This window comes from Bradyrhizobium sp. NDS-1 (genome assembly GCF_032918005.1).
Classification (GTDB): domain Bacteria; phylum Pseudomonadota; class Alphaproteobacteria; order Rhizobiales; family Xanthobacteraceae; genus Bradyrhizobium; species Bradyrhizobium tunisiense.
On record NZ_CP136628.1, the window covers coordinates 4,798,878 to 4,822,112 of the forward strand.

Sequence of the window (23,235 nt, forward strand, 5' to 3'; positions counted from 1 at the left end):
CGGCTGCAAGGCCGCGAGCGAACCGGAACGGATGAGCTGGTGAATATCTCCTTTTATGACTTGTCGGTGTGGGTGCTCCCCCTCGTGCTCGCCATCACCTTCCACGAAGCGGCACATGCCTTCGTTGCCGACCGGCTCGGAGACAATACGGCCGCGCAGCTCGGGCGGGTCAGCTTCAATCCTATCAGGCACATCGACCCGTTCGGCACGCTGATCCTGCCGGCGATGCTGCTGTTTGCGCATTCGCCGTTCCTGTTCGGCTACGCCAAGCCGGTGCCGGTGAATTTCCGCAAGCTTGGCAACCCGAGGCTCGACATGGTCTGGGTGGCGCTGGCCGGGCCTGTCACCAACATCGCGCTGGCGCTGGCCGCGGCCCTTGCCTTCCATGCCCTGCCCCTTGTCCCTGCCAGCTCGGCGAAATGGGTCGCCGACAACCTCAAGAATGCGCTCATCATCAACGCCATCCTCGCGGTCTTCAACATGATGCCGATTCCGCCGCTCGATGGCGGGCGCGTCGCGGTCGGGCTGTTGCCCCGTCCCCTCGCCCAGCCGCTGGCCCGGCTCGAGCCGTTCGGGATGCTGATCCTGATCGCGATCCTGATCCTGCTACCGCTGGCGGGTTCCCAGTTCGGTCTAAATCTTGATGTTATTTCAGCAATACTGCGGACGTTGACCGGTTATGTGATTCAGGCTGTTCTCTTCCTGACCGGCAATGCGTAGTTGAACAGCGCCACCGAACACAAGCCGAAGGGCCAGAGGCCGACTTGGTCAAAGCTGCCGATATGCTGATCGCGCGACGCGCAGACACCCGCGCCCGCGCCGATTTCGCCACCTGGAAGATGATGGCCAAGCTCAACGGATCGTCCGCGCTGCCGCCGGAGGCCCAGGAATTCCTGGCGAGCTACCATAACCTGCTGGCGCAAATGAGCGAGGATGAAGCCACCGAGACGACCATCGGCGCGATCTACAAGGCCTATTATGCCGAGATGGGTGGCGCTGGAACCCCGCCCGACGTCCGCCCACGTGCGGCTGAGCCGGCCGCGGACAATGTTACCGCCTTCCGCCGTCCGGCACCGAAGCCGAAGAAGGCCGCGTCCTCGGGGGCGGCGGCATATGCTGGTCCCCAGAAACGGCCGCTGCCGGTGGCGCTGATCTTCGCCTGCCTGGTCGTGGTCTATGTCGGCATCCGGCTCTACTGGCGCTGAACCGTCTTCTTCTTTTTCTTCTCGTCCCGCGGCTTGAACTTGATCTCGACGGTGCGCTCGAACCGGTCCTCGGCGAGTTCGGTCGGCGGGACCGGGAAAGGATCGGATTTGTGGACCATGGAGATCGCAGCCGCATCATAGGCCGGGTCTCCGGAGGATTCCACGACGTCGACGGAAACCACGTTGCCCCTACGGTTGAGCGCGAAACTCACCTTCGCAGTCTGATCCCTGGGCTCCTTGCCCTCCGGATTGACCTTGTGTGCCGCGAGATGTGCGCTGATCTTGCGGTTCCAATCGGCCGTTAGCTTCAGCAGGTCCTTGCCGATGCCGAGCACCGGCGCCATGGCCTTCTCGGCCTCGCGCGTTGCGTCTTCGAAAGTCTGCCGATCCGCTGCAACCGACTTCTGGGACGCCTCCATGGCCGGCGTTTCAACCGCAGCCACCTTCGGATCGTCGTCCTGTTCCTTCTTCGGCTTGTTCTCGGTGACGATACGATCGGCATCCTCGACTTGTTGCGGCCGATCCTGGGGAAGGTCCGTCTCCTTCGTCTCGGTCTTTTGCTCAGGCAGTGCCGGGCGCTCTTCGGACTCGTCCGATTCCGTCGGCGCAACGGGCAGATTGGACTCCTGAACCTCCGGCGACGTCATCTCCACCGCGAACTCCGCGCCGGCTGCCCCCAGACCATCGCCGTCATCATCGGCGCGCAGGTGCGCCAGCGCGAGCGCGGCGCCACCCAGATGAAGCCCGAGCGCCGCCACCGCGGCCAGGATCCAGAGCTTCCGGGATGGTCTGAGTTCGTCCGACATACGGGCCTTCTTAAGGCTGAGCGGCGCCTGCCGCGGGCGCGCCCGGAGCGCCTTCCAGCGCCACCAGTTTCACCCGCGTATAGCCGCCTGCGCGCAAGAGCTCCATGACTCCCATCAATTCCCCATACGGCACCGACTTGTCGGCGCGCAGGAAGACGTATTTGTCCTTGCTCATGTCGGACAGTCCATCGAGCGTGCCGATCAGCTCGGCGCGGTGGACCGGGTTTTCTCCGATGGCGAGCGTCAGATCCGGCTTGATGCTGAGATAGGTCGGCTTGTCCGGCTTCTTCTGCGGCGTCGCGCTCGACGTCGGCAGATCGATCGGCAGGTCGACCGTGGAGAGCGGCGCTGCGACCATGAAGATGATCAGCAGCACCAGGATGACGTCGATGAACGGCGTGACGTTGATGTCATGCGTTTCCGCGAAATCGTCGTCTTCGCCGTCATTGTCTGCGAGCGAAACGCCCATGGTTCACTCCGCTGCGCGCGAGTGCACGCTGCCGTGGCTGCGGTCGAGATCACGCGAGAGCAGCCGGCCCGCGGCACCCGAGGCGCGGCTGACGAGTTCGAGATAGCCCTTCGTCACGCGTGAGAAGTGATTGTAGATGATGACGGCGGGGATCGCGGCGACGAGGCCGATCGCGGTGGCGAGCAGTGCCTCGGCGATGCCGGGCGCAACGACGGCGAGGTTCGTGGTCTGCGACTTCGAGATGCCGATGAAGCTGTTCATGATGCCCCAGACCGTGCCGAACAGGCCGACGAAGGGGGACGTCGAGCCGATGGTCGCGAGCACGCCCATGCCGATCCGGATGCGTCGTGCCTCGGCGCGCACGATCTCGGAAAAGCTGGAGGCCGCGCGCTCCTTGATGCCGGCATCGCTGGACAGGCCGGCCGACATGCGCGCCTCGCGCAGGGCGGCCGCCAGGAAGGACGGCAGGATCCCCTCTTTGGCTCCGAGCGCCATCTGCGCTTCGGCAAGGGAACGCGTCTCCGAAATCTTCTTCAGTGCCGAACGAAGCTTGGCCGATGCGACCGACAGTTCGACCGACTTGGCGATGAAGACGGTCCAGGTCACCAGCGATGCGAAGGCGAGCCCGATCATCACCGCCTTCACGATGACGTCGGCCGACATGAACATGACCCAGGGCGACAGCTCCTTCATCGCCGGCGCGACGGCCGCAGCATCAGGCTTGGCGGTTGTCGAAACGGTGGCCGCCGTTGGAGCCGCGGGCGCGGTTGCCGTCGAAGCCGAAGGCGCCGGAGCACCGGGCCCGGTTGCTGCCGGGGCCGGCTGAGCCGTCGATTGCGCCGGTGCCGGCGGGGTTTGCGTCTGGGCGGAAACAGGAGATGCGAGCCAGGCGACCGCCAGCATCGCGGCTGCGGCAAGGCTTGCTTTTGAGGTCATGGTCTTCATACTTCGGCCCAGTAGCGAATGAGGTTGTGATAGATACCCGTCAATTTGACCGTTTCGGGATCGTCACGCCCGAGCCGTTCCACCAGCGCCTGTATCGCGGTGTCGAGGTCAAAGATCATGCTCCGAGCTTGATCGTCCCGTATCATGCTCTGAAGCCAGAAGAAAGACGCAACCCGCGTTCCCCTCGTCACGGGGGTGACGAGATGGAGGCTGGTGGAGGGATAGAGCACGCAGTCGCCGGCCGGCAACTTCACTTCGTGCGAGCCGTAAGTGTCCTCGATCACAAGTTCGCCACCGTCGTATTCTTCCGGCTCGGCGAGGAACAGGGTGACCGACAGATCTGTGCGAATGCGAAGGCCGGTCAGACGGTCACCGCGGATCGCGTTGTCGACATGCAGGCCGAAATGGTGCCCGCTACTTGCGGCATAGCGGTTGAACAACGGCGGGAAGATCTGGAGCGGGATGGCCGCCGCGACGAAACGTGGATTCGACGTCAGCGCCGAGATGATGCGGTTGCCGAGTTTTCGCGCGACCTCGCTATCGGGCGGCAGTTGCTCGTTGCGCTTGACCATCGCCGACTGGGCGCCGGCGGTGGAGCGGCCGTCCTCCCAGTCGCTCGCAGCCATGATGCGGCGGAAATCCGCCACATCATCCTTGCTGAGAACGGCTGGCAGGCAGGTCAACATGATCAGAACTTCGCAGTCGTGACGATGTAGAAGGCTCGGCCCGGCGCGACCGCCACGAACGGAACCGCGCTGCGATAGAACGAGTCGTAATAGAGCTTGTTCGTGAGGTTCTGCGCGTAGAACTTCATGGTCCAGTTCAGGTCGATCCTCTTCTCGACGAACGCATCGAAGCGCCAATAGCTCGGCAGCTCGTTGGTGTTGGCCGCAAACGTGCCGCCGTAAACCTTCGAGCGGTACACCGCCTGCCCGCCGAGCTCCCAGCCGCCGTCGAACTTGTACTTGGTCAGCATGCTGAACGACTGGTGGGCAACATTGGCGAGCTGCAGGCCTAGATTCGAGGCAACGCCGCTCTGCGTGACCTTGGACTGCATCAGCACCAGGCCGCCGAAGATGCTCCAGCGATCGGTGATCTTGCCCTCGGCTTCGATGTCGATGCCCTGGATCCTGTAGGCCGCGCCCGACGTCAGCAAGCCGCTGACGGTCTCGCGCGCGTTGTCCTTGGTGGTCTGGAACAACGCGCCCGTCACCAGCAGGTGGCGATCAGCGAGCTCCCATTTGGTGCCGACCTCGATCGCCTTGTTGCGCTCGGGCCCGAGCAGGAGGGTCGCGTTGGGCGGAACACCGCCGTAGTCGGTGGCGGTCGCGTCCAGCTCCGAGCCGAACGGATTGGCCGAGGTCGCGTAGGCTGCATAGATGCTGCCGATCGACATCGGCTTGTAGACGAGGCCGACGTTGTAGTTCACCAAATCGGCGTTCTGTTTCACATAGTTCGAATTGTTCGACGCGCTCTGGCTATAGCCGTCATAGCGCACGCCGCCGTTGACGATGATGGTGTCCTGCCAGTTCGCGGTGTCCATGACATAGACGCTGCTGGTGTTGACGCCATAGCGCGTCGGATTTCCGAGCAGCGACGGTATGCCGAAGGGAATGTAGGTGTACTGTGGCGAGTAGAGATTGACCCCCGTCACGGCGCCGGTGCTGGTGAAGGCGGAACCGGACAGCTCAGACGCGAGGCCGGCGTAGCGGTCGATCGAGATGTTCTCGTTCGCATATTCTACACCGAATACCGCGGTATGCTTGACCCCGCCGGTATCGAGCTTGAACGTGGCCTCGTTCTGGTTGGCCCACACGTCCACGGTCTGGTAGCGGCTCTGCGCGCTCGCCGTCGTGGTCCAGAGCAGCGGATTGGGGCTGGTGGTGTTCGGATTCTGCGGCAGCGTGCCGATGTAGTTGAGCACCGAGTGCTCGCCGCGCACCTTGCTGGTCAGCGTGATGGCCTCGTTGACCTTGTACTCGATGATGCCGGTGCCGAAATCCTGCCGCGCGGTCTGGAAGTCGCGGTTGAGGAAGCCGTACCAGTTTCCGCGCGGAATGCCGGCCGACGTCACCGGCACATTACCCTGCCTGTAAAAGGGCACGCCGAAATCGGGATAGCCGCTGAGGTCGGTGTGGACGTAGTTCGTCGTGATCTTGATGTCGCTGGTCGGAGTGTATTTGGTCGAGATGAAGGTGCCCCAGCGATCATCGGTGACGTAGTTTCGACCGGCCACGTTGGCATCCTGGAACAGGCCGCCGGCGCGCACCGAGAAGGTCGGGTCGATGACCTGGTTGACGTCGAGCGTGACACGCTTGGTCTGATCGGTGCCGAACTCGGAGTCCATGCGCTTGAAATTGACGTCGCCGGCCTGCTTGGTGACGATGTTGATGGCGCCGCCGGCCGTGCCGCGGCCGGCATAGGACGATGCCGGGCCGCGCAGGATCTCGATCTGCTCGGTGAAGAAGTTCTCGCGGATGGAAACGGCGGGATCGCGGATGCCGTCGATGAAAACGTCGTTGCGCGCGTCGAAGCCGCGGATGAAGAAGCGGTCACCGAACGCGTTGCCGCCTTCGCCTGAGCCCAGCGTCACGCCCGCGGTCGAACGCCCGATTTCCTTCAGCGTCGTCGCGTTCTTGTCCTCGAGCACTTCCTTGCTGAGCACCGTGATGGACTTGGGCGTGTTCAGCATCTTCTCGGGAAACTTGCCCGAGGCCTGGACGTGGTCGACCTTGTAGGGCGCGGCCGGATCGGCATAGGGATTGCTGTCGGGAGCGCCAGACGGCGCAGTCGGCGCGGCCTGCTGGGCCGCCTGCTCGCGTTGCGCGGCGCGGCGAAGCGCGTTGCGGGCACGGACCTGCTCCGGCGAAGGCTTCGAGGCCGTCGGACGCGGACGCGCGACAGGAGCGTCGACCGTCACCGGCGGCAGGTTCGACTGCTGCGCCTCTGCGCCGCTCGAGACCGTCGCGACTGCTATCAGGCTTGCAACGGCGGAAACTGTCTTGCCCGCAGCAGCCTCGAAATTGTTGTCGACAGACTTTTTCAGCACGGTCGAACGCAATGACCGCGGTGATCTAACATTCCCCATTTCACGCCCCACTAATTCAACGACGATTGGTCGCATTGCGACAACTCGACGCAATGGTGCTATCGGGCGTGTTAACGAGGGTCAACGCGATCAGGCCAACATTCCGACTGAATCCGTTCATTTCAAAACGATTCTAAACTCGATGGAGCTCGCAGTTTCGAACGGCTCTAAAGTTGAAGCGTTCTAATCTGCATTTCGATTGCTGCTGTCCCCAAATGCATTCATCAGGGCGCCGGTTGATGCGCGTGATCGAGACGGAGATGCTTGCAACAATGCGGTCCTATCGATCGGGCAAAATCAGGTCAATGCAACATGTCCGTCCGCACATTTGAATTTGTCCAGATCGGAGCGCGCACGGATTTCGCAAAGTTGAAAGGACTCGCGAGTCCTGCCGGCTCTCGTTCAATCACTGTGCGGCGGCTTCATCAGCGAGAACAATTCATCGACGGTCTTCTGCGCGACGGCACGCACGCGATCGGTGCTGTCCATGCCGGCGATATTGACGCCGTTTACGACGGCCTTGATCTCGTCCCGGAAGTCGGTGAGGAAGCGCAAGGGATCGCGCTGCTCGTTGGCCACACGCGCGATCAATCCCGTGATCAGGATCTGACACGCGATCAGCTTGCCATTCAATTCGTCCATGCTGCGCTCCCTTTGTGGCGGCGCCGATATGAACGATGCCGAAATTCCTGACAACCGAAACGGCTTCCGCGCGATTTAGAACCACTCTTGTTGCCAGCCCCAGGAGCGGCGCAGGCGCGGCGCGCTTGAGGTTGACCACGCCATCTGCGGGTGCCGCACAAGACCGGCCCGCCGATCGGTCCGGTCGGGAGATCCAGCGCTGCACACCGCCGCGCCAGAGCACTGCCCAGACGGTGCAAAGCTTTCCAATTGTTTAGGATTCTCAACTGTTAGTGCTGTTTACACTGGAACTTGGCGTGTATTATACAAACTGCTGGAACCCTGCGATTGCCCCGTAATTCGTAGCTGAGGGCATACGAGCCGACACGAGACGACATGAAAAAGTCCCGGCCGATCCTCTGGCTTCTGATCATCGCGGCAGTGGCCTCCGCGGGTTACTATGGCTGGCAGAAATTCGGGTCCGAGGCCGGAAAAACCCAGACCGCCCAGAAAGGTCCGCCCCGCCAGCCCGCCGTCCCCGTGAGCGTCGCGCCGGTTCAGAAGCTCGACTTCCCGGTCTACCTCACCGGTCTCGGCACGGTTCAGGGCTTCAACACCGTGCAGGTCCGCAGCCGAGTGGATGGTCAGATCACCAGGCTCGAGTTCAAAGAGGGCCAGATCGTCCAGCAGGGCGATCTTCTGGTCTCGATCGATCCCCGCCCCTATCAGGCCGCGCTGGACCAGGCCAAGGCCAAGAAGGCACAGGACGAGGCGAACCTCGCCAACGCCAATCTCGAACTCCAACGCGCCATGAAGCTTGGCGAATTCTCCACCGCACAGCGGGTCGATACCCAGCGCTCCACCGTCGCCCAGCTCACCGCCCAGATCGCCGGCGACGAAGCCGCGATCGCCAACGCCCAGACCCAGCTCGACTACACGCAGATCAAGGCGCCGATCACGGGCGTCGCAGGGCTCCGCCAGGTCGACATCGGCAACATCGTCAACGCCTCGACGCAGACGGGCATCGTCACGATCTCGCAGGTCGAGCCGATCACCGTGATCTTCACGGCGCCGGAAGACCAGCTCCCCTATATCAGCGAAGGCCAGCGGGCCGGCGCGCTCAAGGTGATCGCCTTCACCACCGACGGCAAGAAGACGCTGGCCGAGGGCAAGCTCGCGGTCATCAACAACCAGGTCGACACCAGCAGCGGGACCATTCGGCTCAAGGCTTTGTTCGACAACAAGGACCACGCGCTGTGGCCGGGCCAGTCGGTTTCGACGCGGCTTCTGGTGCGGACCCTGAAGGATGCCACGGTGGTTCCCGACGATGCGGTCCAGCATTCCACCAACGGCCTGTACGCCTATACGGTCAATCAGGACAACAAGGCCGAGATGCACAAGATCAAGGTCAGCTACGCCATCGATGGACGTTCGGTCGTCGATGAGGGCCTGATCCCCGGACAGCAGGTCATCGTCGGCGGTCAGTTCAAGGTGCAGCCCGGAAGCGTCGTCTCGACAGCGGTGGCGAGCTCGGATCCGGCCCAGAAAAAGGTTCGACAGGAATGATTGGGGGCGGGATTTCGGCACCTTTCATCCGTTATCCCATCGGCACCTCGCTGCTGATGGCCGGCATCCTTTTCGTCGGCCTCGTCGCCTATCCCCTGCTGCCGGTCGCACCGCTGCCGCAGGTGGACTTCCCGACCATCCAGATCACCGCGAACCTGCCCGGCGGCAGCCCGGAGACGATGGCCTCGTCGGTGGCGCAGCCGCTCGAACGGCAGTTCGCCCAGATCCCCGGCATCGCCCAGATGACCTCGACGAGCTATCTGGGCACGGCGTCGATCACCATCCAGTTCGACCTCAATCGCAGCATCGACGGCGCCGCCAACGACGTCCAGGGCGCCATCAACGCCGCCAGCGGCCAGTTGCCGAAGAACCTGCCCTCGCCGCCGACCTATCGCAAGGTCAACCCGGCGGACGCCCCGATCCTGCTGCTGTCGGCAACCTCCGAGACGCTGCCTCTGACCAGCGTCAGCGACGCCGTCGACGCCCAGCTCGCCCAGCAGATCAGCCAGCTTTCGGGCGTGGCGCAGGTCTTCATCGGCGGACAGCAGAAACCGTCGATCCGCATTCAGGTCGATCCGGGCAAGCTCGTGGCAAAGGGCCTGTCGATGGAGGACGTCCGCAGCCAGATCGCGATCACGACGGTCGACAGCCCCAAGGGCAATATCGACGGCGAGAAGCGCGCCTACACGATCTACGCCAACGACCAGCTTACCCACGCGAAGGACTGGAACGACGTCATCATCGCCTACCGCAACGGCGGTCCGTTGCGCATTCGCGACATCGGCCAGGCGGTCAGCGCCGCCGAAGACGCCAAGCAGGCGGCGTGGGCCAACGGCAAGCGCGGCGTGTTCCTGGTGATCTTCAAGCAGCCCGGCGCCAACGTCATCGAGACCGTCGACCGCATCAAGGCCACCCTGCCCCGGCTGGTGGCTGCCATTCCGCCCGCCATCAAGATCGAGCTGATCAGCGACCGCACCGCGACGATCCGCGCCGCGGTCGAAGACGTCCAGTTCACGCTGCTCTTGACCATTGCGCTCGTGGTCATGGTGATTTTCATCTTCCTGCGCAGCTTCTGGGCCACCGTCATTCCCACGGTGACAGTGCCATTGGCGCTACTGGGCGCGTGCGCCCTGATGTGGCCGGTCGGATATTCGCTGGACAATCTGTCGCTGATGGCACTCACCATTGCGGTCGGTTTCGTGGTCGACGACGCCATCGTGATGCTCGAGAACATCACCCGCTACATCGAGGAAGGCGACTCGCCGATGGAGGCCGCCTTCAAGGGCTCCAAGGAAATCGGCTTCACCATCGTCTCGATCAGCATCTCGCTGGTCGCGGTGCTGATCCCACTCTTGCTGATGGGCGGCATCATCGGGCGCCTGTTCCGCGAATTCGCCGTCGTGCTGGCGATGACGATCTTCGTGTCGATGTTCGTGTCGCTGACTCTGACGCCGATGATGGCCTCGCGCTTCCTGCGCGCCCATGGCGAGGTGCAGCACGGCCGGTTCTACCAATGGAGCGAGCGCGCTTTCGACGGATTGCTGCGCGGCTATGAATATGCTCTGGATCACGCCCTCGCCTGGCGGCGCACCACGCTTGCGATCTTCTTCGCGACGCTCGGATTGTCGATCTATCTGTTCGTCCTGATCCCGAAGGGCTTCTTCCCGCAGCAGGACGTCGGCCTGATCACGGCCACGTCCGAGGCCTCGCAGGACATTTCGTTCAAGGAGATGACCCGGCGCCAGGAACAGCTCGGCAAGATCATCCTCGCCGATCCCGACGTCGCCAGCGTTGCCATGTCTATCGGCGGCAGCGGCCGCGCCGGCAACAACGGCAATCTGTTCATCACGCTGAAGCCTCGCGATCAGCGAGAGGCCTCGGCGCAGCAGATCATCGCGCGACTGCGTCCCCAGTTCGACAAGGTCGAAGGCGCCCGCCTTTATATGCAGGCGGCGCAGGACGTGCGGCTCGGTGGCCGGCCGACGCGCACCCAGTTCGAATTCACGCTGCAGGACGCCAATCTGGACGAGCTCAACGAATGGGCGCCCAAGATCCTCGCCAAGATGCAGACGCTGCCGCAGTTGCGCGACGTTGCGACCGACCAGCAGACGCAGGGCACCACGGTCCAGCTCAAGATCAACCGCGATACCGCCTCGCGCTATGGCATCCAGCCTCAGCTGATCGACGACACGCTGTATGATTCCTTCGGACAGCGGCAGGTCACGCAGTATTTTACCCAGCTCAACACCTACAAGGTGATCCTGGAGATCCTGCCGGAGATGCAGGGCAACCTCGATACGCTCAACAAGCTCTATCTCAAATCGCCGCTGACCGGCGAGCAGGTGCCGCTATCGACGTTCGCGACCTGGACTACCGATCCGGTCCGCCCGCTCTCGATCAGCCACCAGGGCCAGTTCCCGTCGATCACGATCAGCTTCAACCTCGCGCAAGGCGTCGCGCTCGGACAGGCCACCGAGGCCGTGCAGCGGGCGATGGCCGAACTCGGGACGCCGCCGACACTCAATTCCAGCTTCCAGGGTACCGCGCAGGCATTCCAGCAGTCGCTCGGCACCGTTCCGCTGCTGATCCTCGCCGCGCTCGTCGTGGTCTATCTGATCCTGGGCATCCTCTACGAGAGCTACATCCATCCAATCACGATTCTGTCGACCCTGCCCTCGGCCGGGGTCGGCGCGCTCGCGATCCTGATGGCGGCCGGCTTCGACTTCAGCCTGATTGCGTTGATCGGAATCATCCTCCTGATCGGCATCGTAAAGAAGAACGGCATCATGATGGTCGACTTCGCGATCGCCGCCGAACGCGACGAGCACAAGACGCCGGAGGAATCGATCCGCCAGGCCGCGCTGCTGCGCTTCCGCCCCATCATGATGACGACGATGGCCGCGCTGCTCGGCGGCGTGCCCTTGATGCTCGGTCACGGCACCGGCGCCGAGATCCGCCAGCCGCTCGGCTACGCCATGGTCGGCGGCCTGATCGTCAGCCAGGCCCTGACGCTGTTCACCACGCCCGTCGTCTATCTCTATCTCGACAAGCTCAACAACTGGTTTTCCACCTGGGGCCGTTCGGGTGACGACGAAGGCCACGAGGCGCCCGCGCACACCGTCAAGGAAGCCGCCGAGTAAGCTTGCGCAGCGTCTTGCGCGACGCTACAGCGAGACCCCGGTTCACGCCAACGCGGTTTCGCCATGCTCATGCAATCCAGACTTGTCGCCCTCGCCGCTGCTGTCCTGTTGTCCGCGAGCGCCGCCTATGCGCAGCAGGGTGCGAAGAAGAACGCCCCCGCCCCGGCGGCACAGCCTGCGCCGGCCCCGACTCAGCCCCAGGCCGACGGCGCGCCGGCGCAGCAATCCGGCTGGATCGTGCGTTGCACCAGCCCGAGCCGCGAGGCGCCGCTCGAATGTGCGATGGAGCAGAACGCGGTGCTGACCAAGACCGGCCAGACCGTCGTCCTGATCAACATCCGCATTGCGCCGGACACGCGCACGCCGATTGCGCTGCTTCAGTTGCCGCTCGGTCTCAACCTTCCGGTCGGCGCCAAGCTTCAGGTCGACGAGGGCAAGACGGTCGACCTCCAGATCCAGACCTGCGAGAACCGAGGTTGCTATGCCTCGACCCCGGTCGCGGCCGACCTGCTCGCGTCCTTACGGTCGGGCAAGCAGTTGAAGGTCTCCATCCAGAACATGGCCAAGGAGACTATCGCAATCCCGATGCCGCTCGGCGACTTCGCCGGCGCCTACGACAAGATCAAGTAACGGCCAGCCGTCAGGTCACGATGTCGCTCGCCCGCAGCAGCGTCGTGAAGCCGCCATAGATCATGCGCTTGCCGTCGAACGGCATGCCCTCCATCTTCAGCCGCGGGTCTGCCATCACCTTCTTGTTGATGGCATCGCGGGCCTCACGGTCGCGGTAGGCGATCCAGGCGAACACAACGATCTCGTCCTCCTTCGCGATCACCGCGCGAGGGAACGAGGTGAGCTCGCCATAGGGAACGTCGTCGGCGATGCATTCGACATAATCGAGCGCACCGTGCTCCATCCAGATCGCGCAGGCCGTCGAGGCCATCGCCTTATAGGCTTCGATGTTGTCCTTGGGCACGGCGAGCACGAAACCATCGACATAGGGCATCACTGATCTCCTTGGTTGCATGGTCCAAGGACGATGGAGCGCACGGCGATCCGACAAGGACAAGCGGATCTTAGATGAGGCAAACCGTCGCGAGCCGGACCTCGTCCTGCCGAGCAGCTTAGCGAGAGAGCAAGACGAAAAAGTGCCCGGAACTGGCTGGGGAACCTGGACCCTACGCCAGTACTTCAGATGGCCTGGAAATACCGCGAAAACAGCCCTATATCGATGCCTGCGTTGGGGGCGCCCCGTTGGGGGCACCGTTAGGGGCAGGCGAAGTGAATGTGATTTTGCGAGCGGAAAAATGTGGCGGTGATCGGCGCTACCTGACCCAGCCCCGGGGCGAAGGAACGACTTGGTATGCCGTCGCTGAGCTCCCTAGGACGCTGCGGCGGGCCCTCGGCAAGAAGCGGCTCCTGAAGTCCCTAGAGACGACAGACCTCCGGGTGGCCCGTATAGCTCGCTGGAACGCCGTTGCGGATTTGAAGTCCGAGATCGCCAAACACCGGACGCCCGGACCCGAGGATCAAGACCCGCTTCTTTTGGAAGCCATGGCTCTCCGGGAGGAATTCGTGCGGGCCGATGCCGCGCGGCGAAATGACCTCATGTATCAGATCACGGACCGGGCCGAAGAAATCGATCTGGTAGCCGGCGGGACCCGTGACGACTACGAGCCTTTTGCAGAACCCCGGGCGGCCACCAAGCAGGCCACCGACTTCGTTCCGTTGGCGTCCGCAAAGGTCACTCCCGCCGACCTCTACGTTGAACGGTGGCTTGCGGCCTCGACCTATAGCGAGCGCACCAAGGCTGACGCCCGTACGGCGCTTGCGCAGTTCAAGGACTGGTGCACGAAGGCGAGCCAAGGCTTCTTCATCGAGACCACGACCGATAGGGTTGCCGCCGATTTCCGTGATGAGGCGTTCGTCAAGGCTGGCGTGCACTTCAAGACGGCCAACAAGAAGCTGTCCGCCCTAAGGCAATACTGGACGTGGTTAGAGAAGAGCTTCGGCGTGAAGTCGAATCCTTGGATGCGCAAGTCGCTTCCCAAGGCCAAGGCACACAGGATCGCCCCGGACGGTCCGATGGGTCCCGAGCGGCCGTTCACCGATGATGAGGTTCGCATCCTTCTCGGCGGCCCGGCAGACACCGACATGGCCAACGCCATGAGGATTTCAGCCCTTTCAGGAATGCGTCTCGATGAGATCGGCCAGCTTCGCGTCGGTGATTGCCGCGACAACACGTTCAGTGTCACTCGCAGCAAATCCGCAGCGGGCGTGCGAACCATTCCGATTCATTCGGTGCTGCGGCCGATGATCACGAAACTTGTCGGCACGCGCGATGCGACGACCTACTTGTTCCCCGACTTTCAGGACACCGGCTGGGATGGCAACCGGACCATGGCTCTCTCGAAGCGGTTCACTTACTATCGCAAGAAACTTGGCGTGCACGACAAAAGACCAGGCGCACGTAGGTCCAAGGTCAACTTTCATAGCTTTAGGCGCTGGTTCGCGACGAAGGCTGAGGATGCGGGCCACCGGGAGAACGTCGTGGCGGACATTATGGGCCACGAGAGCCAGGTCGGAATCACCTTTGGGCTGTACTCCAACGCCCAGCTGAAGCGCCTGAAGAAGGCTTGCATAGAGTCCGTCAAGTTGCCGGCCCTCTAAATCTGCACAGCGCGACGGGGCTTAGCGCAAACTGCGAGAAAAATTCTGAGGAATTTGTTGCTAACTCGTTGGCACGGCTGCGATTTGTTCCTACGCTAGGTGTTTCTTAGCTCTGCAAGCGCGGCACGAATCGCCTACTGATCATGCGGCCGGCCCGCCGCACAAGGGCCCGGTCGAGAGGGATGTGATGGCGCGTCAAACGAAGAGAAAGCTGACGGAGACTACAGCCAAGAACGACTCGACAGCCGACGATGCCATTAGGTTCTATCGAGCCAACGAAAAGCCATACGGGCCTTTCAGCAATTTGTACCGGCGCCCGGTCGAGTTTGAGGGCGTAGTTTATCCAACATCTGAGCACGCTTATCAGGCCGGAAAAGCCCTAAAGCCGGCTGTGAGAGATTGGATACTGGCTGCTCCCACTCCAGCTCTCGCAGCGATGGCGGCCCATGGCCTGTACACCTGGGACATCGTGCCCGATTGGTCGAAAGTTAAATTCGATCGGATGCGACGAGTCTTGAAGGCGAAATTCGAACAGCACCCTGACCTCGCTGAGCTCCTCCTCTCGACAGGTTCGAAGCGACTTGTGGAGGCGGGAACTGTAAATAACGCAGTAAATCGTCTTTGGGGCGAAGTGGCCGGAAAAGGAATGAATATGTTGGGCGTGATGCTGATGGAGATTCGGGATGAATTGAAGAAGGGCAGCGTCTCCCCGGCTATATCTTCCCCGCGAGCACCTTCGCAGCGAAAAGCAGCCCGCAAAGATCGCATCAGCCGACCGCCAGCCGCCTCGAAGCGGAAGAAAGCCAAGCGGGCATGACGCCTTACGAAGAGGAGCTGGCTAACCTTGCGTCGACCGTCGACAAGGCGGGCATAACGGACATCGACGGATTGAAGGCTGCAATCGAGGGAGCAAGCGAGGCCAGCCTAATAGCCATTGGGTCCGGCGGGTCATTCACTGTTGCGTCGCTCCTCTGCAGTTTGCACGAAGCTTATACCGGGCGCGTATCGCGAGCTGTGACGCCCTTGGAACTAATCTGTAATCCGACATTAGCCTCCACCAGTCCGATATTTATCATCTCCGCCGAAGGCAAAAACCCAGACGTAATCGAAGCGCTACAAAGGGCCCGCGAGCACAGTTCGCGTTCAGTCCACGTAGTTACAAATCGGAGTGAAAGCCCATTGATGGCGCGCGTCTCTGAGCTCCACGACGTTACGCCCCACGTATTTCCCTTAGCCGACAAAGATGGCTACCTAGCAACCAACAGTCTCGTATTTGACGCTGCGCTAGTTGCGCGAGCTTACGGAGAGCTGGACCGGCAAGGGCGGAAGATCCAATTTAATGTCGACCAACTTCAGTTCGACGATCTCCCTCTTCGGGACTGGATCGAGAATTCGAAGCAGTTCGCCAAAGAGGTGGCGTCACGGCGCAGTTTGATTATCGTCTTCTCTCCTCACCTCCGCCCTATCGCGGAAGATTTGGAATCTAAGTTTTCAGAATCTGCGCTCCTCTTTTGCCAGCTAGCCGACTTTCGATCGTTCGCGCACGGCCGCCATTTATGGTTGACCGAACGGCCAAACGATTCTGCTCTGCTTGTGTTGACCGAGCCGGCCGTTACTAGGCTTTGGGATGATATGCATACGAAAGTGCCAACCCAGGTTCCACACTTCCGCCTTGCGCTACCTGGTGCGGAGCCTAAAGACCTCATAGCAGGCCTGATAGCCGGCATGCATCTCGTGTCTTCAGTTGCAAATGCATCCCAAAGAGACATCGCTCGCCCAACAGTCTCCGATCTTGGTCGACAGTTGTACTATGCGGACTTGACCTCGCTTATACCGCCGCCGCTCGAAGCCGGCCTGCGAGGCGAGCATTCAAAGTATGAAGTTTTGGGCGCCCATTGGCCGTCGCCTCGATCCAGCGGAACTATTCGACGGGCGAGGCAAGCCACAGAAGAGGCGTTCAACTCGCAGCGCTTTCGTTCAATCGTGTTCGACTACGATGGCACTCTGTGTAGCTCCAACAATCGCGACCTGCAGCCTCCACCACTTATTGTGTCCCAGCTGGAGCGCCTCACACGCGCTGAGATAATCGTCGGCATCGCATCCGGGCGTGGTGGCTCAATTAGGGATCACCTGCGATCGCTGCTTGCCCCCGAGCTTTGGCCATTCATTCGTCTGGGCCTATACAACGGGGGCTGGATCGGCGAGCTCGGTCAAGAGCCGCAGACAACAGAACCACTGAGCGAATTCCTTATCCATGCTAAGCGCCTGATCCTTGGGCTAAAGTCTCTCGGAGTACCAATCGAGGAAGCGAGGACAACGGCCCCATATCAACTGAGCATTAGGTTCCGAAACGGCGTCCGCACCGAGGACATGTGGTTTGTGATTGTTGATACTTTCAAGCAAGCCGGCCTCGATACAAGTACGATCGTACGGAGCAAGCATTCCATCGATGTGCTGTCGCAAGATGTCAGCAAATCACACTTGGTGGCGAGCATTGTTCGAGAACAGTCTGTCGATCCGTATGAAGTTGTCACCATGGGCGACCTAGGTGCGTGGCCGGGCAACGACGCCTCACTGCTCCAGCATCGTTTTTCGCTGAGCGTAGACCTTCCTTCTCGTAGAATTGACCGCGGCTGGAAGTTAGCTCCACGCTACAAGCGGGACGTCGATGCAACTCTTTGGTATCTAGAGCGCCTAGAAATCGAGCCTGGTCACCGCCGCTTTTATTTCGATTTGTCGCGAGACTGATGATGAAAGAAAAGATTGCACAGGAGCTGTTGGCCACGGTCATGGACTGGACCGATCAAGATTCTGTCTTGCAGCACAGTCTAAGTCTCCAGCTGCTAGCCGACTATAAGTATAATCATTATCAACGGTACGGTCCGGGCCAGCGTTTCATTGAGAGTTTAGCGCTCTGGCTGGACCAATTCGATAGGGCAGACCGCACCACGGCCCTGGAGTTCATCCAGAAGAAACTGATTTTTATATCTGAGCAAGAGATCGCCCATCTCGTAACCATTGCCTATCCCGATGTGATTGTTCAAGAACGCCTTCGGCTTGTGGCAGAAGAGAGCCAGATCGCCCCCTTCAAAGTTGGGCAACTTATCCAACACCCCCGGTTCGAGCGTCTTGGGCAAAAATCGTTATACCTCGGTTTAAGCGATGGCGCCCATACGAACGATCTTCGCCGAGCAAGCAATGGCGCTATCAGCAATGAGCAAATCTGGCAGGCCTACGAGCTAGGCGAAACAAAGGCCGAAGATATGCTTGCCAAACTCCGAAAGTCGCTGCGGAAGTCAGCGGAAGCAGCGGGAGAACCTCCCCGCGACAACGTAGACGCGGAGCGGTTCAATCTTGTGTGGCTTGTCGACGACTTTTCCGGAAGTGGAAACACGTACATCCGATTCGAGGAAAAAGAAGGACAACGACGGTTCGCGGGAAAGATACAGAAGATTTACGATATGGTCTTGGATGGCGGACTGGTTAACCCGAGCTACTACGAAATCTATTTGCTCCTGTACGTCGCCACCCGCCAAGCTATTGATCACATCGAATACTGGTCCGAGCGCTTTACATCGGAGCGAGGACTAAAGCCATTACGAGTTCGAGTTCTCTGCCCCATTGAACGTGATGCGTCGCTAACTCCCACCACCGATCCGGCAGTGATGGCGATGCTCGCGAAGAGTGGATACTACGACGATCGGGCGTCAGATTCCCACATTGCAATCGGCGGCACGAAAGATGCGCGCTACGGTTTCGCAAAGTGTGCCTTGCCGCTCGTCCTATCCCACAACACTCCTAACAACAGCGTCTATGCGCTATGGGGACCCGAAGAGTTTAATTTTGTTGGACTCTTCCCGAGGGTAAGCAGGCATCGGGCAAACTAATGGCTTATCGAGCAAACCCATTTCTTGAAAGGATGTCGGAGCGTACGACCTCGGATCAGGAGTTCGTTCAAATGTTCGCGCCAAAAGTGCTGGAGCGACTGAATGAGGACTGTCTTCGGGGTGGGGTACACATTTTCCGGAGCCCACCTGGTGGCGGAAAGACGACGATACTTCGGGCATTCACCCCAAACGCACTTCGTGCATTTTGGCACGGCGGGCCCATGGGGGTTGATACTTATCGTCAGCTTGTCGACCGTGGCGTAATAGATGCCGAAACTGGACCGCAGACGCTAGGCGTGTTTCTTTCCTGCGCTTCTGGATATGCCGATCTCCCGCCCGGTGCCTCTGCAATTAGTGAAGGCATGTTCCGCGCCCTCCTAGACTGCCGCATCGTACTTCGCAGTCTCCGCAGTCTAGGCGAACTGGTTGGGTCTACCTCCACCCAAACCATGGAAGCTCTTCAGCTACATTACGATGATGAGGCGCTCCAAGACCTTGGCTCGATCCCGTTACACCAATCCGCAGCAGAAATGATCCGATGGGCGGAGCAGCGCGAGCGCGAGGTCTATTCTCAATTGGATTCTCTGACATACGTGCCGGGAGCCGCCGCGCCGGCAGATGTCCGGTTTGAATCCTTGTTGTGGCTGCAGTCCGTGCGCTTCGTCCATGAGGGGCGCGTCGTTGCACCCAAACGCCTTTTGATGATCGATGATATCCAGAAATTGCGTAAGACGCAGCGTTCTCTGCTGATTGACGAGTTCGTTACGTTGAGGCCGCAAATGCCGGTGTGGCTTGCTGGGAGAAGCGTTGCATTTGGCGAAGAATTTTTATCGCAAGGAGTGCGCCCTGGTCGGGACGTTAATTTTTACTCGTTGGAGGACATGTGGGGTGGTCGCAGCGGTCAGTTCGTGGCATTCGCTCAGAACATCCTAGACAGGCGCTTTGCACTCCAATCAGTTGTACCCGGCAATACGTTCCAACAATACTTGGCGGAGGCCCTAGATCCGAAAGACGTGGAGTCGCTCTATCGAGAGGCTCGCGAACGCTTTGATCGAGGAACGGCACGAGTCAAACGAAATCCGAGATATGCGGAGTGGCTCGCCAAAGCTGTGTCGGGAGCCGCCGCTCACAACTACGAAAACGCTATTGAGCTTTACACAACCAGAATCCTCATCGCACGCGACGAGGCCAACCGCCAGTTATCGCTCCAATTGGTTCCTCTGGCGCCAGAAGAATTTGACGATAGAGATAGTTCCGCTGTTAGAGCTGCAGCTGAGATTTTCATGAACTACGAGATAAAGACGCCCTACTACTTTGGCTTGGAGCGCCTTTGCGCCATGTCGACGAATAACGTCGAGGAGCTGCTCGCATTAGCAGCGGCCCTTTATGACGGAATGCGGGCGAAGCAGGCACTCCGTCGCCAAGGTGAGCCGTACCTTCTGCCACGTGAGCAAGAACGGCGGCTGAAGGACGTTGCGGCCAAGAAGATTGATTTCATTCCGCGCAACCATACAGAAGGGTTACTGGCTCAGCGCTTGCTAAATTCCATTGGTACATTTTGCAGGGATCGAACATTTGTCGTCAACGCACCGTACGCCCCCGGCGTTACGGGGATCAGGTTGTCTGCGTCGGAGATCATCAAGCTCCAGCGGATATCCAAGGCGTCTGGATCTGCGTTCACTGTAATCAAGCGGGTGATCGACGAATGCGTAGCCGAAAATCTCTTGGTCGCACGAGATAGTAGCGCCAGCACCTCCCGGGAGGGTGGGACCGTCTTCTATCTAAATCGAACGCTATGCTCGCATTTCGGGCTGCCGCTGCAATACGGCGGCTGGCAGGATGTCACAGTGCAACAGTTGGCCGAGTGGATCGAAACCGGCCTGCAGCCTGCCCGAGGGTTAACCTTGGAGGCTGCACTGTGATTTGGGAAAATTATGTCTTTCGAAGAGGTCCCGATGTCGAGGAACTTTGGGATCAAATGTTCACCGAACGAAAGCAGGTAGGCCGGCCGACACGGTTGCTGTTCATTACCGGTAGAGGATTTGATGTTCGCGCGACAAACGTCCTAGCGCGGTTTGTAGACAGATTGAAGGCTTCGGAATGCGAAGTTGAGCGGGCACACCTGCTGTTCGTTGGTTTTACGAGCTACCATTTATCAAACGATTTGCGGGTGCAGACTCAGAAAAACGAAGCTGAGATGCTGGCTTATTTCGAAGGTGTTGGCACCTCGCACACGGTGATGATTGGTGGCGCCGCGGAGGGAGAGGACGACATCAATTCGAACATCGCCCTCCGGCGGGGAGCTGACGAGATACTAAAGTCGGTAACGGACCAGACGGACATTGTCCTAGACGTGAGTTCTTTGCCTCGGGTAGCTTACGTGACCATTCTTCTCTCATTGCTTGCCCGCATCATTCCCGAGGGCAGCAAGAATGGCGGATTGTTCGCAAACGGGGTTTCATTGCAGGTCCTTGTTGCGGAAGATGCACAACTAGACAGCAAGATAAGTTCGGAAGATCCCAGCAACGATTTGACGTTGATTCCTGGATACTCGGAAGCTCTTCAATCGGAGTCGCAGCAAGAGGAGCCAATGGTATGGTTTCCCATTCTTGGTGAGAACCGCTTGGCTCAACTCAGGAAGATACAAGCCAGTATTCGTGAATTTGCAGAGATTTGCCCGATCTTGCCCCACCCGTCGCGGAACCCCCGTCGCGGTGATGAGCTTTTGTTGGAATATGACAGCGTGTTGTTCACTCAGCGGGCGACGCCGATTGGCAACGTGTTCTATGTGAACGAAACACATCCCTTCGAGGTTTATCGTCAGCTGTTAGGAGCCATGCAGCGTTTTCGAAAGTCTCTCGGTCTAATCGGTAGATGCCGTCTGGTGGTGACCCCGCTGGCCAGCAAGTTAATCACCGTCGGAAGCGCATTGGCCTGCTTCGAAATGAAACTTATTTCCATGGACTACAAATCCAGCGTGGCGATCCCGTACGCGGAACCAAAACGATATGAAGCGGACCTGGAGCTGGTGTTACAATCGCGTCCCGTCATTTCGGCGCTCTTGTTGACCGGCGACGCATATCAGACGGACATTTGTTCTGAAGCCCCGGTCGCCGCCCCTCCGAGCTAAGCCGTGGGCCCAGCCGTCCGGTCGAAACTGCTTTATGGGTCACTAATTTGAGGTGTCACCTCGTGGCGGCGGCTACGAGCTTTCCCCCGTGCCCTCCTAAGTTTTGCTAGCCACATCCAGCTTCAGTTCGCCGGCTCGCACCGGTTGGCCGATGTTCAGGCTGGCAGCCTTCCCCGACCGAGCTGAGTCGTTTTATCGCATGGCCAATTGCCAAACGTTCGTTTGGTGAGGAGGCAAATAGTAAGACGCACCTACCCTACCTTGAGCGGCGGTTCTGGGGCCGCCAGAAGTTACAGGCCGTGGTGTCTGGCGGCGCAACCCACTTGACCATGATGATTTCACCCCGCCGGCCTGGTCTGCATACTCAGGAAGAGAATCAGAAGACGCCCGCACTTGGCCACGCATCACTATGCACACAGGTTGGCCCAACCTGACAACGCCCGCTTCGTTAAGCGGGAAAGCCGCAAAAGTTGGCAGGCCGAGTTTCGCCCGCTGCTTCAAATATCTTCTCGAAGAACCGCAACAGAAACTTATCGATGGCACTTTGCTCGATCACGTTGAGCAGCGCTTCGTGCTCGACCGAGTCCTTAATCATCATGGCGATACCGTTCCCGGGACCTCCGCTCCAGGCAATCCGTCTGCCTTTAACGCCAACGGCACCCGCCACCATCTTGATAGGCACTTCGAAACCATACTCGCGGGTCATGCAGTCAATGAAATACGGGACGTATTGCCGGTAAAGCCGTTGGACCTGGTCGATAAACAGGTATTGGTACTGGCCGCTCTCGCCATGCCGAAGGATGTCAGCGTTGAGGCACCAGATTTCACCGTTGTGGAAATGCTGGGCGATGTTGTCGATGTTGTTAGTGTTCCCCGCGGCTTCACACATGGCGGCGCCCCACTCATTGGCCAGCCAGGAATAGCTGCCGCCGAGCGAGAATGAGGCGTATCGGCTCGCGGTCTGATTCAGGATTGCATGGGACAGAAGCTTGGATAAATCCTTTGTCGGACTTAGCTTGAGATAGAATACTTTCTCAAACGGCATCACGGGCTGGGAGCCATCCCTGCGCGAACCCAAGGGTACATGCTCGGCAAACCAGAACGCGGGCGGCCGGACCGGGACCACCTCTTCAAATTTGGGTGCCGCCGCGGCTGTCTGCTGCTTCAGGAATGGCCTAAGTCCTTCGACGAAAGCATTGGTAAGCTTCTCAGAGGCAGCCTTGATATCTTCTTTCGAGGCTCCCTCGGGCAGATTGTATGTGAAGGGCCAGCGCTTCTGCTGGATATCGAACGGCAATGAGTCCACTGAGCCGTAAGCCAGATTGAGCACCCCGATGCAACGCTCCCAGCCTCTCGCCTTCAGCGCATAGCCCAGCTCGATCGCGACGTTCGGGTTCATCACCGGACGCAGCCCGACCTCGTTACCTTCCTTATCCTTTTTGGAGGGCGACGTGGCTACCGGGGTCAGGTCAGCGACAAAGGCCGCGGACATATCGATCTTTGCAAAGATTGCGGCCGCGATGTCGGGCATGCCTGAGAGACCTTTGGTGTCATGGTCCAGCTCCAGGTTGACGCGACGATCAGCTTCCGATGGCTCCTCAACGTCCTCTGCCTGCTTAAGCTTCTTGATGGCAGCCTTGAGCGCATCCCGCACGAAATAATGCGAGATTTTGGGATCGTAATCCGAGAGCCATGACCAGAATATCTTCAC

At 60.1% G+C, this 23,235-nt stretch carries 19 protein-coding genes; 11 read left to right on the plus strand and 8 right to left on the minus strand.

Translation table 11 applies throughout. The annotated features are described in order from the left end of the window. The first annotated feature begins 39 nt into the window (after positions 1-39). The gene (locus RX330_RS22770; RefSeq protein ID WP_317239882.1) at positions 40-720 is read left to right on the plus strand and encodes a site-2 protease family protein; all 681 of its coding nucleotides are present in this window, start codon (positions 40-42) and stop codon (positions 718-720) included. Positions 721-782: 62 nt separating this feature from the next. After that, positions 783-1,205, plus strand: coding sequence for a hypothetical protein (locus tag RX330_RS22775; protein ID WP_317243954.1), 423 nt, complete (start codon positions 783-785; stop codon positions 1,203-1,205). On the opposite strand, the gene RX330_RS22780 is transcribed toward RX330_RS22775, so the two are convergent. The 6 genes from RX330_RS22780 to RX330_RS22805 all read right to left on the minus strand — a co-directional run bounded on the left by RX330_RS22780 (position 1,193) and on the right by RX330_RS22805 (position 7,155). Further along, positions 1,193-2,011, minus strand: a complete 819-nt coding sequence (locus RX330_RS22780) for a TonB family protein (RefSeq protein ID WP_317239883.1) — start codon at positions 2,009-2,011, stop codon at positions 1,193-1,195. The genes RX330_RS22775 and RX330_RS22780 overlap by 13 nt on opposite strands. 10 nt (positions 2,012-2,021) lie before the next feature. Next, a complete protein-coding gene (gene exbD / locus RX330_RS22785) occupies positions 2,022-2,480 on the minus strand; it encodes a TonB system transport protein ExbD (RefSeq protein ID WP_317239884.1) in 459 nt (152 codons plus the stop codon). Positions 2,481-2,483: 3 nt separating this feature from the next. Beyond that, on the minus strand, positions 2,484-3,425 hold the full coding sequence (gene exbB / locus RX330_RS22790) for a tonB-system energizer ExbB (protein ID WP_317239885.1): 942 nt from the start codon (positions 3,423-3,425) through the stop codon (positions 2,484-2,486). Continuing rightward, on the minus strand, positions 3,422-4,111 hold the full coding sequence (locus RX330_RS22795) for a Fe2+-dependent dioxygenase (RefSeq protein ID WP_317239886.1): 690 nt from the start codon (positions 4,109-4,111) through the stop codon (positions 3,422-3,424). Before RX330_RS22795 ends, exbB begins: the two co-directional genes overlap by 4 nt. Positions 4,112-4,113: 2 nt before the next feature. Continuing rightward, positions 4,114-6,513 (minus strand): TonB-dependent receptor, encoded by a 2,400-nt coding sequence (locus RX330_RS22800; RefSeq protein WP_317239887.1) that lies wholly within the window; start codon positions 6,511-6,513, stop codon positions 4,114-4,116. Positions 6,514-6,915: 402 nt separating this feature from the next. Then, positions 6,916-7,155, minus strand: coding sequence for a hypothetical protein (locus tag RX330_RS22805; RefSeq protein ID WP_212086833.1), 240 nt, complete (start codon positions 7,153-7,155; stop codon positions 6,916-6,918). Between the two features lie 375 nt (positions 7,156-7,530). Here RX330_RS22805 and RX330_RS22810 point away from each other — a divergent pair, with 375 nt between their 5' ends. From RX330_RS22810 to RX330_RS22820, 3 genes are all read left to right on the plus strand, one after another. After that, entirely contained in the window at positions 7,531-8,700 is a 1,170-nt protein-coding gene (locus RX330_RS22810) for an efflux RND transporter periplasmic adaptor subunit (protein ID WP_212086842.1), read from the plus strand. Next, on the plus strand, positions 8,697-11,840 hold the full coding sequence (locus RX330_RS22815; protein ID WP_212086844.1) for a multidrug efflux RND transporter permease subunit: 3,144 nt from the start codon (positions 8,697-8,699) through the stop codon (positions 11,838-11,840). The genes RX330_RS22810 and RX330_RS22815 overlap by 4 nt, the downstream gene beginning before the upstream one ends. A gap of 63 nt (positions 11,841-11,903) precedes the next feature. Next, positions 11,904-12,470: an invasion associated locus B family protein gene (locus RX330_RS22820; protein ID WP_317239889.1), complete on the plus strand. Its 567-nt coding sequence runs from the start codon at positions 11,904-11,906 to the stop codon at positions 12,468-12,470. A 10-nt stretch (positions 12,471-12,480) separates the two neighbouring features. On the opposite strand, the gene RX330_RS22825 is transcribed toward RX330_RS22820, so the two are convergent. Continuing rightward, on the minus strand, positions 12,481-12,843 hold the full coding sequence (locus tag RX330_RS22825) for a DUF1428 domain-containing protein (RefSeq protein WP_317239890.1): 363 nt from the start codon (positions 12,841-12,843) through the stop codon (positions 12,481-12,483). Positions 12,844-13,118: 275 nt separating this feature from the next. Here RX330_RS22825 and RX330_RS22830 point away from each other — a divergent pair, with 275 nt between their 5' ends. The 6 genes from RX330_RS22830 to RX330_RS22855 all read left to right on the plus strand — a co-directional run bounded on the left by RX330_RS22830 (position 13,119) and on the right by RX330_RS22855 (position 21,524). After that, positions 13,119-14,507 (plus strand): tyrosine-type recombinase/integrase, encoded by a 1,389-nt coding sequence (locus RX330_RS22830; RefSeq protein WP_317239891.1) that lies wholly within the window; start codon positions 13,119-13,121, stop codon positions 14,505-14,507. 187 nt (positions 14,508-14,694) lie between these two features. After that, positions 14,695-15,324 (plus strand): NADAR family protein, encoded by a 630-nt coding sequence (locus RX330_RS22835; RefSeq protein ID WP_317239892.1) that lies wholly within the window; start codon positions 14,695-14,697, stop codon positions 15,322-15,324. Then, entirely contained in the window at positions 15,321-17,255 is a 1,935-nt protein-coding gene (locus RX330_RS22840; RefSeq protein ID WP_317239893.1) for a hypothetical protein, read from the plus strand. The genes RX330_RS22835 and RX330_RS22840 overlap by 4 nt, the downstream gene beginning before the upstream one ends. 2 nt (positions 17,256-17,257) lie before the next feature. Then, the gene (locus tag RX330_RS22845; protein WP_317239894.1) at positions 17,258-18,394 is read left to right on the plus strand and encodes a hypothetical protein; all 1,137 of its coding nucleotides are present in this window, start codon (positions 17,258-17,260) and stop codon (positions 18,392-18,394) included. 221 nt (positions 18,395-18,615) lie between these two features. Next, the gene (locus tag RX330_RS22850; RefSeq protein WP_317239895.1) at positions 18,616-20,316 is read left to right on the plus strand and encodes a hypothetical protein; all 1,701 of its coding nucleotides are present in this window, start codon (positions 18,616-18,618) and stop codon (positions 20,314-20,316) included. Positions 20,317-20,372: 56 nt separating this feature from the next. Next, positions 20,373-21,524 (plus strand): hypothetical protein, encoded by a 1,152-nt coding sequence (locus RX330_RS22855; RefSeq protein WP_317239896.1) that lies wholly within the window; start codon positions 20,373-20,375, stop codon positions 21,522-21,524. A 448-nt stretch (positions 21,525-21,972) separates the two neighbouring features. On the opposite strand, the gene RX330_RS22860 is transcribed toward RX330_RS22855, so the two are convergent. Beyond that, a complete protein-coding gene (locus tag RX330_RS22860) occupies positions 21,973-23,235 on the minus strand; it encodes a hypothetical protein (RefSeq protein WP_317239897.1) in 1,263 nt (420 codons plus the stop codon).

Bases quoted from the DNA above. Each gene is read 5' to 3' on its own strand.
- RX330_RS22775 (WP_317243954.1), top strand. From the start codon at position 783: ATGCTGATCGCGCGACGCGCAGACACCCGCGCCCGCGCCGATTTCGCC.
- RX330_RS22780 (WP_317239883.1), bottom strand. From the start codon at position 2,011: ATGTCGGACGAACTCAGACCATCCCGGAAGCTCTGGATCCTGGCCGCG.
- exbD (WP_317239884.1), bottom strand. From the start codon at position 2,480: ATGGGCGTTTCGCTCGCAGACAATGACGGCGAAGACGACGATTTCGCG.
- exbB (WP_317239885.1), bottom strand. From the start codon at position 3,425: ATGAAGACCATGACCTCAAAAGCAAGCCTTGCCGCAGCCGCGATGCTG.
- RX330_RS22795 (WP_317239886.1), bottom strand. From the start codon at position 4,111: ATGTTGACCTGCCTGCCAGCCGTTCTCAGCAAGGATGATGTGGCGGAT.
- RX330_RS22800 (WP_317239887.1), bottom strand. From the start codon at position 6,513: ATGGGGAATGTTAGATCACCGCGGTCATTGCGTTCGACCGTGCTGAAA.
- RX330_RS22805 (WP_212086833.1), bottom strand. From the start codon at position 7,155: ATGGACGAATTGAATGGCAAGCTGATCGCGTGTCAGATCCTGATCACG.
- RX330_RS22810 (WP_212086842.1), top strand. From the start codon at position 7,531: ATGAAAAAGTCCCGGCCGATCCTCTGGCTTCTGATCATCGCGGCAGTG.
- RX330_RS22815 (WP_212086844.1), top strand. From the start codon at position 8,697: ATGATTGGGGGCGGGATTTCGGCACCTTTCATCCGTTATCCCATCGGC.
- RX330_RS22820 (WP_317239889.1), top strand. From the start codon at position 11,904: ATGCTCATGCAATCCAGACTTGTCGCCCTCGCCGCTGCTGTCCTGTTG.
- RX330_RS22825 (WP_317239890.1), bottom strand. From the start codon at position 12,843: ATGCCCTATGTCGATGGTTTCGTGCTCGCCGTGCCCAAGGACAACATC.
- RX330_RS22835 (WP_317239892.1), top strand. From the start codon at position 14,695: ATGGCGCGTCAAACGAAGAGAAAGCTGACGGAGACTACAGCCAAGAAC.
- RX330_RS22840 (WP_317239893.1), top strand. From the start codon at position 15,321: ATGACGCCTTACGAAGAGGAGCTGGCTAACCTTGCGTCGACCGTCGAC.
- RX330_RS22845 (WP_317239894.1), top strand. From the start codon at position 17,258: ATGAAAGAAAAGATTGCACAGGAGCTGTTGGCCACGGTCATGGACTGG.
- RX330_RS22850 (WP_317239895.1), top strand. From the start codon at position 18,616: ATGGGGGTTGATACTTATCGTCAGCTTGTCGACCGTGGCGTAATAGAT.
- RX330_RS22855 (WP_317239896.1), top strand. From the start codon at position 20,373: ATGTTCACCGAACGAAAGCAGGTAGGCCGGCCGACACGGTTGCTGTTC.